At 62.5% G+C, this 13,736-nt stretch carries 17 protein-coding genes; 11 read left to right on the top strand and 6 right to left on the bottom strand.

Annotated features, from left to right (window positions below; translation table 11 throughout):
* A partial coding sequence (locus A3764_RS17405) for an alkane 1-monooxygenase (RefSeq protein ID WP_150122267.1) occupies positions 1-569 on the top strand: 569 nt, incomplete at its 5' end.
* 116 nt (positions 570-685) lie between these two features.
* Here the strand turns inward: A3764_RS17405 and A3764_RS17400 are convergent.
* From A3764_RS17400 to A3764_RS17390, 3 genes are all read right to left on the bottom strand, one after another.
* Entirely contained in the window at positions 686-1,786 is a 1,101-nt protein-coding gene (locus tag A3764_RS17400) for a site-specific DNA-methyltransferase (protein WP_067919499.1), read from the bottom strand.
* A gap of 88 nt (positions 1,787-1,874) precedes the next feature.
* Complete coding sequence (locus tag A3764_RS17395; protein WP_236628235.1) at positions 1,875-2,516, bottom strand: ribonuclease HII; 642 nt, start codon at positions 2,514-2,516, stop codon at positions 1,875-1,877.
* 131 nt (positions 2,517-2,647) lie between these two features.
* Positions 2,648-3,262: a hypothetical protein gene (locus A3764_RS17390; protein WP_067919497.1), complete on the bottom strand. Its 615-nt coding sequence runs from the start codon at positions 3,260-3,262 to the stop codon at positions 2,648-2,650.
* 204 nt (positions 3,263-3,466) lie between these two features.
* Between A3764_RS17390 and A3764_RS17385 the strand changes: the two genes are divergently transcribed.
* The 5 genes from A3764_RS17385 (at position 3,467) to A3764_RS17365 (ending at position 7,642) form a co-directional block, all read left to right on the top strand.
* Positions 3,467-3,757, top strand: coding sequence for a hypothetical protein (locus tag A3764_RS17385; RefSeq protein ID WP_067919522.1), 291 nt, complete (start codon positions 3,467-3,469; stop codon positions 3,755-3,757).
* 1 nt (position 3,758) lies between these two features.
* A complete protein-coding gene (locus A3764_RS17380; protein WP_067919495.1) occupies positions 3,759-4,433 on the top strand; it encodes a winged helix-turn-helix domain-containing protein in 675 nt (224 codons plus the stop codon).
* Between the two features lie 159 nt (positions 4,434-4,592).
* A complete protein-coding gene (locus A3764_RS17375) occupies positions 4,593-5,369 on the top strand; it encodes an aldolase/citrate lyase family protein (protein WP_067919489.1) in 777 nt (258 codons plus the stop codon).
* A complete protein-coding gene (locus tag A3764_RS17370) occupies positions 5,366-6,541 on the top strand; it encodes an MFS transporter (protein WP_067919488.1) in 1,176 nt (391 codons plus the stop codon). The genes A3764_RS17375 and A3764_RS17370 overlap by 4 nt, the downstream gene beginning before the upstream one ends.
* 78 nt (positions 6,542-6,619) lie before the next feature.
* The gene (locus A3764_RS17365) at positions 6,620-7,642 is read left to right on the top strand and encodes an aspartate-semialdehyde dehydrogenase (RefSeq protein ID WP_067919487.1); all 1,023 of its coding nucleotides are present in this window, start codon (positions 6,620-6,622) and stop codon (positions 7,640-7,642) included.
* A gap of 133 nt (positions 7,643-7,775) precedes the next feature.
* Here the strand turns inward: A3764_RS17365 and A3764_RS24815 are convergent, their stop codons facing one another.
* A complete protein-coding gene (locus tag A3764_RS24815) occupies positions 7,776-8,009 on the bottom strand; it encodes a hypothetical protein (protein ID WP_150120595.1) in 234 nt (77 codons plus the stop codon).
* A 211-nt stretch (positions 8,010-8,220) separates the two neighbouring features.
* On the bottom strand, positions 8,221-8,871 hold the full coding sequence (locus A3764_RS17355; protein ID WP_067919521.1) for a carbonic anhydrase: 651 nt from the start codon (positions 8,869-8,871) through the stop codon (positions 8,221-8,223).
* 148 nt (positions 8,872-9,019) lie between these two features.
* Here A3764_RS17355 and A3764_RS17350 point away from each other — a divergent pair, with 148 nt between their 5' ends.
* From A3764_RS17350 to A3764_RS17340, 3 genes are all read left to right on the top strand, one after another.
* Positions 9,020-9,397, top strand: a complete 378-nt coding sequence (locus A3764_RS17350) for a hypothetical protein (protein ID WP_067919484.1) — start codon at positions 9,020-9,022, stop codon at positions 9,395-9,397.
* A 78-nt stretch (positions 9,398-9,475) separates the two neighbouring features.
* A complete protein-coding gene (locus A3764_RS17345; RefSeq protein ID WP_067919483.1) occupies positions 9,476-10,858 on the top strand; it encodes a leucyl aminopeptidase family protein in 1,383 nt (460 codons plus the stop codon).
* The gene (locus A3764_RS17340; protein ID WP_067919482.1) at positions 10,855-11,655 is read left to right on the top strand and encodes a C40 family peptidase; all 801 of its coding nucleotides are present in this window, start codon (positions 10,855-10,857) and stop codon (positions 11,653-11,655) included. The genes A3764_RS17345 and A3764_RS17340 overlap by 4 nt, the downstream gene beginning before the upstream one ends.
* Here the strand turns inward: A3764_RS17340 and A3764_RS17335 are convergent, their stop codons facing one another.
* Complete coding sequence (locus tag A3764_RS17335) at positions 11,656-12,006, bottom strand: DUF2794 domain-containing protein (RefSeq protein WP_150120592.1); 351 nt, start codon at positions 12,004-12,006, stop codon at positions 11,656-11,658. It lies immediately after the preceding gene.
* Between the two features lie 109 nt (positions 12,007-12,115).
* Between A3764_RS17335 and paaI the strand changes: the two genes are divergently transcribed.
* Positions 12,116-12,556, top strand: a complete 441-nt coding sequence (paaI, locus tag A3764_RS17330; RefSeq protein ID WP_067919481.1) for a hydroxyphenylacetyl-CoA thioesterase PaaI — start codon at positions 12,116-12,118, stop codon at positions 12,554-12,556.
* Positions 12,553-13,736, top strand: a 1,184-nt coding sequence (locus A3764_RS17325) for an AMP-binding protein (RefSeq protein ID WP_067951835.1), incomplete at its 3' end; no start/stop codon positions are given. The genes paaI and A3764_RS17325, both read left to right, overlap by 4 nt.

Below are 13,736 nucleotides of genomic sequence, written 5' to 3'. Positions count from 1 at the left end.
GGCAATCGTTCAAATCCGCCTTCCGGGCCGAAGCAGCGATGCTGGCGCGAAAGGACAAACCCTGGACAGACCTGTCCAATCCCTTCTTCAAGTACTGGGCCCTTCAGGCGGGCTTCCTTCTCGCGGCACTGATCCTCGGCGGCTGGGCCGGTTTGGGCCTGTTCCTGGTGCAGGCGGGGGTCGCGATCTGGCAGCTCGAACTGGTGAATTACATCGAACACTACGGGCTGACCCGTAAACATCTGGGCGATGGAAAATACGAACACGTCCAGCCCCGCCATTCGTGGAATGCATCGCACAAGGCCTCCAACTGGCTGCTGATCAACTTACAGCGCCATTCGGACCATCACTACAAACCGGACCGGCGCTTTCCCGTCCTGCAAACCTATCGCGCGACAGAGGCACCACAGCTTCCCTACGGATATCCGGTCATGACCATGGCCGCGATGATCCCGCCGCTGTGGCGACGGATGATGAACCCCCGGGTTCGGAAATGGCGCGCGATGTATTACCCGGAAATCACCGATTGGCGTCACTACAAGGCCGGGACGAACCCGCTGCCGCGCTGAAAGAATGAAAAGGGCCCCGCCCGAAGGCGAGGCCAAGGTGAGTGCCCTGACAGGCAGCCTTCCGAAGGAAGGCAGCGGGCACCGGCGGTGTCTGAGAAAACTGTGGGTGGGGCTGGCTAGTTCGCCATTTCCGCGCGGATCTGCTGCCGCAGAAGGTCGATTGGCACGCGTTTGCCATCCTTCTTGAAGCACCAGTAGGTCCAGCCATTACAGCTCGGGGCCTTTTCGTAGGCGGCACCGACCTGATGGATGGAGCCCTTCACATCGGCGCCGATCAACGTGCCATCGGCACGCACCTTCGCCTTGTGACGCCCGTTGAGCGAATAGAGCTCCTCACCGGGGCGCAACATGCCGCGTTCGACAAGCTGGCCAAATGGGACGCGCGGTTCTGCGCGCTTGGAAACACTCGTTTGCAGCGCTTCACGGTCGAACTTGCGGACCTTGGCGATGCGCTTTTCCGCTACCGTGCGATAGGCGGCTTCGCGTTCGATCCCGATGAAATCGCGGCCAAGCATCTTGGCCACCGCGCCGGTCGTGCCGGTACCGAAGAACGGATCAAGCACCACGTCGCCCGGATTGGTGGAACCCACCAGCACCCTGTGCAGCAGGCTTTCGGGTTTCTGCGTCGGATGCGCCTTGTCGCCCGCATCGTCCTTGAGCCGCTCATGCCCCGTGCAGATGGGCAGAACCCAGTCGCTGCGCATCTGGATGCCCTCGTTCAGGGCCTTGAGCGCTTCGTAGTTGAACGTGTATTTGGCGTTCTCGTCCTTGCCGGCCCAGATCATGGTTTCATGCGCGTTGGTGAAACGCTTGCCACGAAAGTTCGGCATCGGGTTGGATTTGCGCCAGACCACATCGTTGAGGATCCAGTATCCGGCATCCTGCAGGGCCGCCCCCACACGGAAGATATTGTGATAGCTGCCGATGACCCAGATCGCGCCATTGGGCTTCAGCAGGCGCCGCGCGGCTTTCAGCCAAGCCCGCGTGAACCGGTCATAGACCGCGAAACTGTCGAACTGGTCCCATTCATCGTCGACCGCATCCACGCGGCTGTTGTCGGGCCGATGCAGATCACCGCGCAGTTGCAGATTATAGGGGGGGTCCGCGAAAATCAGGTCAACGGATTCGGCGGGCAACGCGTTCATTGCCTCTATGCAATCGCCCGCAATTATACTGTTCAACGGAAGCGCCGCGGCGCCCTTTGTGATGGTCTTCATTCAACTGCCTCTGTCCCCGGCACATTTTGTGCTCATTGGTTGGAAATAGGATGTCCGACGGTTGAATCAGGGTCAAATTCTTTTTGAATCAAGAGGTTGTTAATTTATCTTGATACAAGATGTTGTGGACGGGTTTAAACTTCCGTCTATGGTGTGGGGTCACCCCTATTTTCCCCAGCGCCTCTATGTGGCTTTTCGTGCCATATCCCATGTTGGTTTCCCAACCATATCCGGGGTGCTGTTGCGCCAGCGACAACATGACACAATCCCGACAGATTTTCGCCACAATCGAGGCCGCGGCGATGGAGACCGACAGGCTGTCGCCCTTGATGATGGGTTCACCGGCGAAGGGCATATCCCGGGGCATCAGGTTGCCGTCGATCAGCGCGTAATCAGGCGGCGTCGTCAGCCCGTCCAGCGCGCGCAGCATCGCCAGATGGCTCGCACGCAGGATGTTGTGGCTCTCGATCTCGGCAACGCTCGCCTCTCCGATGCTGACCTCGGCAACTTCATGCAATTCGCCATGCAGCCGCTGCCTCTCCTTGGCGGAGATCACCTTGGAGTCGTTCAGACCGACGGGAATGCGCGCGGGGTCCAGTATCACCGCGGCGGCAAGTACCGGCCCCGCCAACGGTCCGCGACCCACCTCATCCACGCCCGCGATGCGCAGGTATCCACGTTCACGTGCGGCGGTTTCATGAAAGAGGGTCGGAAACATGGCGCGCAGCATGCGCAAGCCTGTCCGGCATTCAAGCCCTACAATGAACTTGCCCGGCAAAAAAGAAGAAGGGAGAGATGCCCGAACATCTCTCCCTTCCATTCGGACGGCAGGGACGTGCCGCCCGACCAAGGCACGCGGATTTATCCGCGCGCCAAGCTGTATCCCGATTGGCGCAGGCAGCGGGCGTCGTACCCGTTGTGGATGCCGCTATAGGTCTGGACGCGTTGCGCGCATTCCTGGGGAAGACGGTTGGCAAAGCGATAATTGTCCCGGAGGCAGTCTTCGCCGAACATCAGGTGGCTGCCGCTGACGGTGTCGTAGCTGCGAAAACACTCCTTCGGCAGCAACTTCCGGTCCACGAGCTCCGGCAGGGGCCGGGGCGCAACCGGGGCCGGTGCGCGCCGCGATTCGATCCGGGGCGCCGGATGATCCCGATGAACGCGGGGCTGCGTTTCGACCCGGGGTGCGGGCTGATGCGGATGAACATGGGGCTCAGGCGCCCGATATTGCGGCTGCTGGCGCTGCTGCGGCACGTAGACCGGAGAATAGGGCTGGCTGCGCGAAACCTGCTGCTGCTGTGCGGCCTGCTCCTTTTCGCGCTGATACTTGTCATAGATGAGCTTGCCGACCACGGCGACACCCAGCAGGGTCGCAATGCGTGCGACGTCCTTTTCCCCGGCCCGTGCCGGCAGGGCCCCGACAGTGGTCAGGACAACGGAAGCGGCGATGATCCCTGCTATGATGCGGCGGTGCATTGTCTATCCTCTTTGTTGGCGGCGCGTCTGACCTGCAAATCGCAGACCGCTTTGCCGCGGGTCTCGTGACCCGGTATTGGCTTGTGATGCCAGATGGGGCCAACCCGACGGGACAGGCAATAACAGCCCCCTGTTATCCGATAGCGCAGACCCCAAGAGGCGGAAGATATTGAATATCCGCGCGGAATGGCCCATTACAAAGGCATGAAAACCTTCATTCTTTCCATGACGCTTCTGATCGCGATGACTCTGTCGAGTGCAGCCGCCGCCGAAACCTGCTATGCCGATTACAAGGCGAAGCAGGACAGCCCCCTGAGGCTGCATTACGGCGTGGCGCGCCTCAGCGGAGCATGCGACAAGAAGAGCGCCCAGCAGGAACTGACGCCGCGCCTTGCGGCCGAAGGCTGGACGTTGCTGACTATCGTTTCCGTCTTCGGCGAAGACGGACTGGAGCAGAGGAAAGACAGTGCTGGACAGAATTACCTTCGCTTCTGACATGCGCAGGCTGGGCGGGCGATTCATTGGTGGCGGTATCGCCGCCGTGGTGGCCGTGTTGCTCATCGGTGTGCTGCTGCTGCTCTGGGCCCTGCCGGACGCCAATACCTTCAACGCGCAGGTCGAGCGAATCTTCGTCGAGAATGACGATCTGACGACGCAGGCCGAGGTGAAGCTGCTGGAAATCCTCGCGCAGTCGGGCAATGCCTTTGCCGACACGCTGGACAGCTACCGTATCGTGATCGTGGTTCTGCTCATTTTCGCCGCCGCCATGCTGGTGGCCGCGCTGGTGTTTCTGGTGATGCTGATCGGTTTCAATCGGCGTATGGCCCAGATCGAAAGGGTCGGCATACAGGTCAATTCGCTCCTCATCAGTCGGGAAGAAAACACCGTCTATCTCAACAACCTCGGCTTCAAGCTCACCGCCGCCGCGATGGAAACGATGTCCGTCCTTGCCGAAGCACGGATGGACGATGACGTGCTCTCCGGCTCCGAAATCGAAGGCATGATCTCGGGCCGCAACGCCGCCGACTGCGAAGAGGCCGCCGGTGCCACGCGGATCAAGCGCCTGCGGGACACGCTGGGCAATCAGATCGTGTCGGAATTGCTGGTCAAGAACATCGCGCGCCGGGGCTATATGCTCGCCATCGACAAGGATGTGATCAAGGTCATCTGATCTTCACCCTTTTCCAAATACTCCGGGGGAGGCCCCCAAGGGCCGGGGGCAGCGCCCCCCTCTTTCCTCCTCGAGACAACATCCGGACGGGCCGGATGACCTCTGGTCAACCACCGGCAACCGTGCCTAAGGTGCCGCGAAGCGTGTCCCGGAGGTTTCATGCCCGCCCCTCATAACGAGTTCAAATCCGCCCTTGCCGAAGGCAGGACACTCTATGGCTGCTGGCTCGGGCTTGCCGATCCCTATTCGGCCGAACTGATGGGCACCGCCGGATTCGACTGGCTCGTGGTGGACGGGGAACACGCCCCCAACGATCTGCGCTCGGTCCTGTCCCAGCTTCAGGCATTGGCCCCTTCCCCGAGCCATCCCGTAGTGCGCGTGCCCATCGGAGAGACCTGGATCATCAAGCAGATGCTGGACGCGGGCGCGCAGACGCTTCTGGCTCCCATGGTGGACAGTGCCGATCAGGCCCGGGCGCTGGTGCGGGCCTGCACCTACCCGCCCACGGGCGACCGCGGCGTCGGTTACGCGCTGACGCGGGCGGCGGGCTTCGGTGCCATCGGCGATTACGGAAAGACGGCTGATGCGCAGATCTGCCTGCTGATCCAGGTCGAAAGTAGGGCTGGACTTGAGGCGCTTGACGAAATTCTTGCCGTGGACGGGGTCGACGGCGTGTTCATCGGGCCAGCCGACCTTGCCGCCGACATGGGGCATATGGGCAACCCCCGCGCGCCAGAGGTCGAAGCCGCCATCATGGACGCGCTTCGCCGCATTGCCGCCGCCGGAAAAGCGCCCGGCATCCTGTCGACGGAAGATGATTTCACCCGCGCCGCGCTCGACGCGGGGGCGCGTTTCGTGGCCGTGGGGGCCGACGTTCTGCTGCTGGCCCAATCGGCACGATCGCTGGCCCGGAAGTGGACCGACCCCGAGAAATGAGCCCCGGCATCCTGCTCCTAGGGCTGGCCTATGTGCTGAGCCAGTTCTTCCGCGCCTTTCTGGCCGTGCTGACACCCGCGCTTGGCCGCGACATCGGCGCGACCCCGGATGACCTCGCTTTTGCTTCGGGTCTCTGGTTTCTGATCTTCGCGGCCATGCAGATCCCCGTGGGCTGGGCGCTCGACACCATCGGTCCGCGGAAGACAGCGGCGGCGCTTTTGCTTGTCGGCGGCGGGGGTGGTGCCGCCGTCTTCGCGCTGGCGACCAGTGCCGCGCATATCAACATCGCGATGGCCCTGATCGGGATCGGCTGCGCGCCGGTGCTGATGGCCTCCTATTACATCTTCGCGCGCGAATACCCGCCCGCGCAGTTTGCCGTTCTCGCCTCTGTCATGGTCGGGCTGGGCAGCTTGGGCAACCTTGTCGCCTCCTATCCCATGGCGCTGGCCGCCGACACCATGGGCTGGCGGGCGGCGCTGTGGGGGCTGGGGGGCATTTCCGCGCTTGTCGCGCTCGGCATCCTGATCTTCGTTCGGGATCCTGCGCGAATCGATGGGGAGGCGAAAGGCTCGCTTGCCGAGCTGTTTCGCATGCGGGTGCTGTGGTTCATCTTCCCGCTCATGGGGGTGAGCTATGCGATTTCAGGCGCACTGCGCGGCCTCTGGATCGGGCCCTACCTGTCGGAGGTGTTCGATGCCACGACCGGCATGATCGGGCAGGCGACACTATTTATGGGCATAGCCATGATCCTTGGCACCCTGGCCTACGGCCCGCTCGACCGGATACTCGGTTCGCGCAAATGGATGATCGTGGGGGGCACGGTTTTCACGCTGCTGCCCGCGCTGGCCCTGATCGTCCTGCCCGGCCAGAACCTGTGGCTTTCCATTGCACTGTTCTGCGCGATCGGTTTCTTCGGCGCGACCTACCCGGTGATCATGGCGCATGGGCGCAGCTTCCTGCCGCCTCATCTGATCGGGCGCGGCGTGACCATGCTGAACCTGTTCAGCATCGGCGGCGTGGGTCTGCTGCAGTTCTTCTCTGGCCGGGTCTATCGCGGCGCGCTTCCCGCCGAAACGCCGACCGATCCCTATGTCGCGGTCTACCTGCTGTTCGCCATTTGCCTGACTGCGGGGCTTGCGATCTACCTTTTCTCGCGCGACAGCGCCCGCTGATCGCGGCGGCGGCCCTTTCCCTCGCCGGGCACACGCGATAAAGGGCGGAAACCATCACGTATATATTGGAGAGAACAGATGGGTTATCGCGTCGCCGTCGCGGGCGCCACTGGCAATGTGGGCCGCGAAATGCTGAACATTCTGGCCGAGCGCCAGTTCCCCGTGGACGAGATCGTTGCGCTGGCTTCGCGCAAATCGCTCGGTTCCGAGGTCAGCTTCGGTGAGAAAACCCTGAAGACGAAAGACCTTGATACGTTCGATTTCACGGGATGGGACATCGCGCTTTTCGCCGTCGGCTCCGAAGCGACGAAGAAATACGCCCCCACCGCCGCAAAGGCAGGATGCGTGGTGATCGATAATTCGTCGCTCTATCGCTACGATTCCGAGGTTCCGCTGATCGTGCCCGAGGTCAATCCGCAGGCCATCCACGATTACGCGAAGAAGAACATCATCGCCAATCCGAACTGCTCCACCGCGCAGATGGTCGTGGCGCTCAAGCCGCTGCATGACCGTGCCACCATTAAACGGGTGGTCGTCAGCACCTACCAGTCCGTGTCGGGGGCCGGTAAGGACGGTATCGACGAGCTTTGGGACCAGACCAAGAGCATCTACAACCCGGTCGACGACAAGCCGGCGAAGAAGTTCACCAAGCAGATCGCCTTCAACGTGATTCCGCACATTGACGTCTTCATGGACTCTGGCGAGACCAAGGAAGAATGGAAGATGGTCGCCGAAACCAAGAAGATCGTGGACCCCAAGATCAAGGTCACCGCGACCTGCGTGCGCGTCCCCGTCTTCGTAGGTCATTCCGAAGCGATCAACATCGAATTCGAAGACCATCTGGACGAGGATGAGGCCCGCGACATCCTGCGCGAAGCGCCGGGGATCATGGTGATCGACAAGCGGGAGGACGGCGGCTACGTCACGCCGGTGGAATGCGTCGGTGACTTCGCGACCTTCATCAGCCGCATCCGGCAGGACAGCACGATCGAGAACGGGCTGAACCTGTGGTGCGTATCCGATAACCTGCGCAAGGGCGCGGCCTTGAACGCGGTGCAGATCGCCGAATTGCTGGGCCGCGAGGTTCTCAAGAAAGGCTGAGACCCCCAAGGGGTTTTGATAGAACGTTGCGAAGGGGGCCTCGGCCCCCTTTCTGCTTTCCGCCATGGTCAGAAATAATGCGCACTATTCACTGCGGGGCGAGGTCCGTGGGTCCCCCTACGCCATAGCAGATTCACCCCGCTGGGTGACCCGGCATAGGGGCACCGAACCGGCGTGCAAGTGTCTGATAGGCCACCCCCAGCGCCGAAAGATCGCAGATTCGGCGACCACAGGGCTGCCGGTAAAGTGCGGCCCCCGCCCCTTCGGCCCGCAACTCATAGCCCTCTGCCGCCAAACGGCAGGCCAGATCGCCCCAGTCCGTTGCGAGCGACAGATCGCGGGACAGCAGCGCTTCGACTGCGGTCACCAGTCGCGTGCTTGTGGCAGCTGCGCCCCCTGCACAACTGCGCCGCGCCTCCCGCCGAAGGAGGTCACGGATGAGATGGCCCAGCAAGACATTCTGCGACTCCTCCGCATGCGCGGCGGGAGAAAGAAGATCGGGCGACAGCTTCCAAGGGCGATAATCAGGCTTCATCCACCCACGGTCGCTGCGAATCGGTTAACCCGGGGTTAAATGATCAGACGGGGAGGAATTGGGCCTTTTGCGTATCGTAATACTCCAACCCGCCTTCGCCGATATTGGTCCAGAGCCCGTGGAGTGACAGCTCCCCGCTTTCGACCTGTTCCTTCACCCATGGGAAGGTCATCAGGTTCTCGAGCGAGATCATGACGGCGTGTTTCTCAAGCTGGTGCGCCTGTTTCTTCGCGTCCTTGATGTCGGCCACCAGTTCATACTTGGGTTTCAGGATGTCCATCCAGCGGCCAACGAAGCTGTCCTTGGCTTCGAGTTCCGGTGCCTCGCCTTTGCACATATTGATGCAGCCCTGCACACCGCCGCAGCTTGAATGCCCCAGCACGATCAGATGCGCCACCTTCAGCGCCCGCACGGCATATTCGACCGCAGCTGAGGTCCCGTGCTGCTGGCCGTCCGGCTGGTAGGGCGGGACAAGGTTGGCGATGTTCCGATGGATGAAGAATTCGCCCTGATCCGCCCCGAAGATTGAGGTCACATGCACCCGGCTGTCGCAGCAGGAAATGACCATGGCGCGGGGATGTTGGCCTTCGGAGGCAAGACGTCGATACCAGGACTCGTTCTCTGCATATCCGGTGGCTTTCCAGCCGTGATAACGTTGCACAAGGTAGTTTGGCAGTGCCTTGGCCTTATTCATATCCGCGTCCATTCTGGCATTAATCTGGGCTTCGATAGCTCAAATCTGCCGTGATTTCGAGCGAAAACCGGCTTTGGCTTCAACCATTTGCAAAGGGGAAACTCCGATGTTGCCTGCGGGTGGTGCGGCGTGGTGAGAAGGTGAAGGAATGCAAATTCTGCAGATGCGACCGTCCGAGGTCGTGGCCGTCGATGCGGATCGGCTGGGCGCGCTCTGCGCCGAACTGGGCGAGGCCGGGGCCGAGGACGTGGTCTGCCGCGCATTGGAGGAGATGGCGACGCGCCTGTCCCGCTGCGCCGAAGCGTACGCCAGCGACCGGGTCCGCGAATTGCGCAAACAGGCGCGGGCCTTGGCCGCCATCGCGGATCAGGTCGGTATGGAATTGCTGAAACGCGTCGCGCTGGATGTCGTTCATTGTGTCGAGATCGCGGACCGAACAGCATTGGGGGCCACGGTCGGGCGGCTTCTGCGGATCGGGGATACATCGCTCACCGCCATCTGGGATACCGAAGGGATCACGATCTGAAGGCTGCCGTGGCGGTTGCGGGTGGCGCGGTTTCGTCTAGGCTCCGCCCCGATGTGACACAGCCCGAAAGGCCCCTTCATGATTGCCGAGTTCGTCGAAGACAGCGCAGACGCCATCCCCCTCCACCTAGTGGCAGAGGATCAGTTGGACGCCTGGATGGCAGAAGCCCCGGAACAGGCGCGTGCCTGGGCAAAGGCGCAGGGATTTGCAGGCGCGCTCGGCCAAGCGTTCGCGCTGCCGGATGCGAACGGCGGCATCGCACAGGCCCTCATCGGCTATGGCACCGAAAAAAGCCGGGCGCGCGGGCGTTTTCACCTCGCGAATGGTGCCGCAAAGCTACCGGCGGGGCATTACCGCCTCGAAAGCGGCCTGCCCGAAGAGGCCCGCGAAGTCGAAGCGCTCGGCTGGTTGCTGGCGGGATACCGGTTCGACCGCTATCGCGACCAGAGCGCCATGAAGGCAAGGCTCGTCACACCGGGCGGCATCGACGCGGCCCGGGTCATGGCCCTGGCAGAGGGTGAATACCTCTCCCGGGACCTGATCAATACACCCGCTTCGGACATGGGCCCCGACAATCTGGAAGCCGCAGCACGAAATCTCGCTGAACGCTTCGGGGCGGATATTACCGTCACCACAGGCGATGCCCTCCTTGAGCAAAACCTGCCCATGATCCACGCGGTGGGCCGGGCCGCCGCGCGGGAGCCGCGGCTTATCGACATGCGCTGGGGCGACAGCGGGCCGACACTGACACTGGTGGGAAAGGGCGTCTGTTTCGATACCGGGGGGCTGAACCTCAAACCCGGCGCATCAATGGGGTTGATGAAAAAGGATATGGGCGGCTCCGCGGCGGTGCTGGGCCTTGCGCATATGATCATGGCGACCAAGGCGGAGGTTCGCCTCCGGGTGCTCGTCCCGGCGGTGGAAAACTCCGTATCCGGGAACGCTTTCCGCCCGCAGGATATCCTGACATCTCGCAAGGGGCCGACGGTCGAGATCAATAACACAGACGCCGAAGGCCGGTTGGTACTGGCCGATGCACTGGCGCTCGCGGATGAAGAGAAGCCGGACCAGATCATTTCAATGGCCACGCTGACAGGGGCCGCGCGAGTGGCCGTGGGCCCGGACCTCGCCCCCTATTTCAGCAATGACGCGGGCTTCGTCTCTGCGTTGGAAGCCGCGGCGCAGTCGCAGCAGGATCCCGTCTGGCGTATGCCGTTCCATGACCCATACGAAGAGATGATCGAACCCGGCATCGCGGATCTGGACAATGCGCCAAAGGGCGGATTCGCGGGCTGCATTACCGCCGCGCTCTTCCTGCGCCGCTTTGTCACGGATAGTCGCTATGCCCATTTCGACATTTACGGCTGGCAGCCGTCCGAGGCACCGGGCCGACCGAAAGGGGGCGTCGGCCAAGGCACACGAGCGCTGTTCGCGGCCCTGCCTGACCTGCTGCGCAGATGAGCGATCCGCGTACGACCCCTGATCCCGAACTGGCGGGAGAGGCGCGGCCCGCGCAGGTCTCCGTTCCGGTCTGTGATCTGCTGCGCAGTCCGGACGGGCCGCGGGACAGGCAGTTGCTCTATGGCGAGCAGGTCACGATCTTGCATGCCAAAAACGGTTGGGCCTATGTGCAGGCCGCAAAGGACGGCTATTGCGGGCATCTGCGCATGATGGGGCTGAGCGATGTTCAGCAGGCCACCCACCGGGTAAGCGCGCCCGCAACCCATGCCTATCTGCACGCCGATTTCAAATCCGCCGATCGGGCCTCGCTGAGCTATGGCAGCCTTGTCCATGTCTCGCGGGAGGCGGAGGGTTACGCCGAGACACCATTGGGATGTATCCCCCGTCAGCACCTGCAAAAGTTGGAGGAAACCGCGAAGGACCCGGTCACGGTGGCGGAGCTTTTCCTCGGCACGCCTTACCTCTGGGGTGGCAACAGCCGCTGGGGGATCGACTGCTCCGGTCTGGTACAGGCCGCGCTGCTCGCCTGCGGCATCGATTGCCCGGGTGACAGCGACATGCAGGAAAAAGCCATCGGGCAATCATGCGACGGCAACACCCCACCGCAGCGGAACGACCTTTTGTTCTGGAAAGGCCATGTCGCGCTCGTCACCGGGCCGGAAGAGATCATCCATGCCAACGCTTACGCGATGTCGGTCACCCGCGAAGGCCTGTCAGAAGCGATTGCCCGGATCGAGGAACAAGGCGGCGGCCCCGTGACGGCACATCGCAGGCCGGTTCTGCCCGCCAGCCTGTGATCAATCGTCCACCGCGCGGATGAGTTTGCGTTCCAGCACGCGCAGCACCGCAGCCAGATCATGACCCCGCCGCAATATCTGCCCGCCCGTTCCCACCACGGCATACATTCCCTGCTTGCTGCGCAACTTCGGGCGCTTTTCGATCCGGTAAAGCGGTATCTCCGCCGTGCGCCGAAAGACGGAAAAGACCGCGACATCCCGCAGGCAGGAAATGCCGTAGTCACGCCATTCCCCCGCCGCGACCATGCGACCGTAGAGCGACAGGATCAGGGAAAGCTCCGTCCGGTGAAAGGCCACCTGTTCCGGGGCTCTCAGCGGGGTGACGGACGGGGGTAAGGGCTGCATCATCATTTGACAGTTGCGCCCTTCACGGCCCAAATCAACCCCGTCAGCGCGAATACGGGTTGAACGCGTTACAGAACCGGTCAAACATTGCCGAAAGTGAAACACGAGGTGAGGGATGACACCGCAGGAACGCGCCCAGCGCAGCGCCGAGACGATGTTCGCCGCCGACCGTGCTTCCGCCGGATTGGGCATGCGGATCGATGACATCGCCCCGGGCCGGGCCGTTCTGTCCATGGAGGTACGGCCAGACATGCTCAACGGGCACGGCATCTGCCACGGCGGTTTCATCTTCCTCCTGGCCGACAGCGCCTTTGCCTTTGCCTGCAACAGCTACAACCAGCTTGCAGTGGCCCAGCAGAACCAGATCACCTACCTCGCACCCGGCCGGGAAGGTGAACGCCTGCAGGCCACCGCGCTCGAAGTTTCGCGCAGCGGGCGTTCCGGCGTCTACGATGTTTCCGTGACGGGCGGCGACGGGCGCAGCGTGGCGGTCTTTCGCGGGCTGTCGCGTACGGTGGAGGGCCGCCATTTCCCCGAAGAGGAGGACACCGCATGAAGGATCTGAGCCCCGCGAAGGGAGATCTGGAACCTATCGAAACCGCCAGCCGGGACGAGATATCGGCACTTCAGCTTGACCGGCTGAAATGGTCGCTGCGCCATGCCTATGACAATGTGCACTTCTACAAATCCAACTTCGATGCCGCCGGTGTTCACCCAGATGATCTGACGACACTGGAAGATCTGGCGAAGTTCCCCTTTACCGTCAAAACCGACCTGCGGGACAATTACCCCTTCGGGATGTTCGCCGTACCGCAGGACAAGGTCGCGCGCATCCACGCGTCTTCCGGCACCACCGGCCAGCCCACCGTTGTAGGCTATACGAAGGCCGACCTCGACGTTTGGGGCAAAGTGGTCGCGCGGTCGCTGCGCGCGGGCGGATTGCGGCCGGGCGACATGCTGCACAACGCCTATGGCTACGGCCTGTTCACCGGCGGTCTGGGCATTCAGCTGGGTGCGGATGCGCTGGGATTGGCGACCGTGCCGGTTTCCGGGGGGATGACGCCCCGACAGGTGCGCCTGATCACCGATTTCGCGCCCAAGGGCATTACCGTGACCCCCAGTTACGCGCTTTCGATCCTGGATGCCTTTGCCGAACAGGACATCGACCCGCGCGAAACCTCGCTTCAGGTCGGGATTTTCGGGGCCGAACCCTGGACGAACGCCATGCGCCGCGAAATCGAAGAGGCTTTCGACATGCATGCGGTCGACATCTACGGGCTGAGCGAGATCATGGGCCCCGGCGTTTCCATGGAATGTGTGGAATCCAAAGATGGGCTGCACATCTGGGAAGACCATTTCTTTCCCGAGGTGATCAATCCCGAAACCGGCCAACCCGTGGAGGACGGAGAGCAGGGCGAGCTTGTCTTCACCTCCCTCACGAAGGAAGCCTTTCCCATTATCCGCTACCGCACCCGCGATCTGACGCGCCTGCTGCCCGGCACCGCGCGCTCCATGCGCCGGATGGAAAAGGTCACCGGGCGCAGCGATGACATGATCATCCTGCGCGGCGTGAACGTTTTTCCCACCCAGATCGAAGAGGCGCTTCTGGCGACTGCGGGCCTGGCCCCGCACTTCCAGATCGAACTGTCGCGCCCCGACCGGATGGACCAGTTGCGCGTCCTGTGCGAATGCGCCGATCCCGGGCTGTCGGAGGATGACCGCAAAGGCGCGGCCCG

Origin of the sequence: Sulfitobacter sp. HI0129 (assembly GCF_001635395.1) — a bacterium.
In the GTDB taxonomy this organism is placed as follows: Bacteria; Pseudomonadota; Alphaproteobacteria; order Rhodobacterales; family Rhodobacteraceae; genus Sulfitobacter.
This window is presented reverse-complemented; position numbering and strand designations above follow the sequence as displayed.

What these genes read in the sequence shown, in the direction of transcription:
- A3764_RS17355 (WP_067919521.1), bottom strand. Translation starts at nt 8,871, where the DNA reads ATGAATAAGGCCAAGGCACTGCCAAACTACCTTGTGCAACGTTATCAC.
- A3764_RS17365 (WP_067919487.1), top strand. Translation starts at nt 6,620, where the DNA reads ATGGGTTATCGCGTCGCCGTCGCGGGCGCCACTGGCAATGTGGGCCGC.
- A3764_RS17400 (WP_067919499.1), bottom strand. Translation starts at nt 1,786, where the DNA reads ATGAAGACCATCACAAAGGGCGCCGCGGCGCTTCCGTTGAACAGTATA.
- A3764_RS17380 (WP_067919495.1), top strand. Translation starts at nt 3,759, where the DNA reads ATGCGCAGGCTGGGCGGGCGATTCATTGGTGGCGGTATCGCCGCCGTG.
- A3764_RS17350 (WP_067919484.1), top strand. Translation starts at nt 9,020, where the DNA reads ATGCAAATTCTGCAGATGCGACCGTCCGAGGTCGTGGCCGTCGATGCG.
- A3764_RS17340 (WP_067919482.1), top strand. Translation starts at nt 10,855, where the DNA reads ATGAGCGATCCGCGTACGACCCCTGATCCCGAACTGGCGGGAGAGGCG.
- A3764_RS17390 (WP_067919497.1), bottom strand. Translation starts at nt 3,262, where the DNA reads ATGCACCGCCGCATCATAGCAGGGATCATCGCCGCTTCCGTTGTCCTG.
- paaI (WP_067919481.1), top strand. Translation starts at nt 12,116, where the DNA reads ATGACACCGCAGGAACGCGCCCAGCGCAGCGCCGAGACGATGTTCGCC.
- A3764_RS17335 (WP_150120592.1), bottom strand. Translation starts at nt 12,006, where the DNA reads ATGATGATGCAGCCCTTACCCCCGTCCGTCACCCCGCTGAGAGCCCCG.
- A3764_RS17370 (WP_067919488.1), top strand. Translation starts at nt 5,366, where the DNA reads ATGAGCCCCGGCATCCTGCTCCTAGGGCTGGCCTATGTGCTGAGCCAG.
- A3764_RS17385 (WP_067919522.1), top strand. Translation starts at nt 3,467, where the DNA reads ATGAAAACCTTCATTCTTTCCATGACGCTTCTGATCGCGATGACTCTG.
- A3764_RS17375 (WP_067919489.1), top strand. Translation starts at nt 4,593, where the DNA reads ATGCCCGCCCCTCATAACGAGTTCAAATCCGCCCTTGCCGAAGGCAGG.
- A3764_RS17395 (WP_236628235.1), bottom strand. Translation starts at nt 2,516, where the DNA reads ATGCTGCGCGCCATGTTTCCGACCCTCTTTCATGAAACCGCCGCACGT.
- A3764_RS17345 (WP_067919483.1), top strand. Translation starts at nt 9,476, where the DNA reads ATGATTGCCGAGTTCGTCGAAGACAGCGCAGACGCCATCCCCCTCCAC.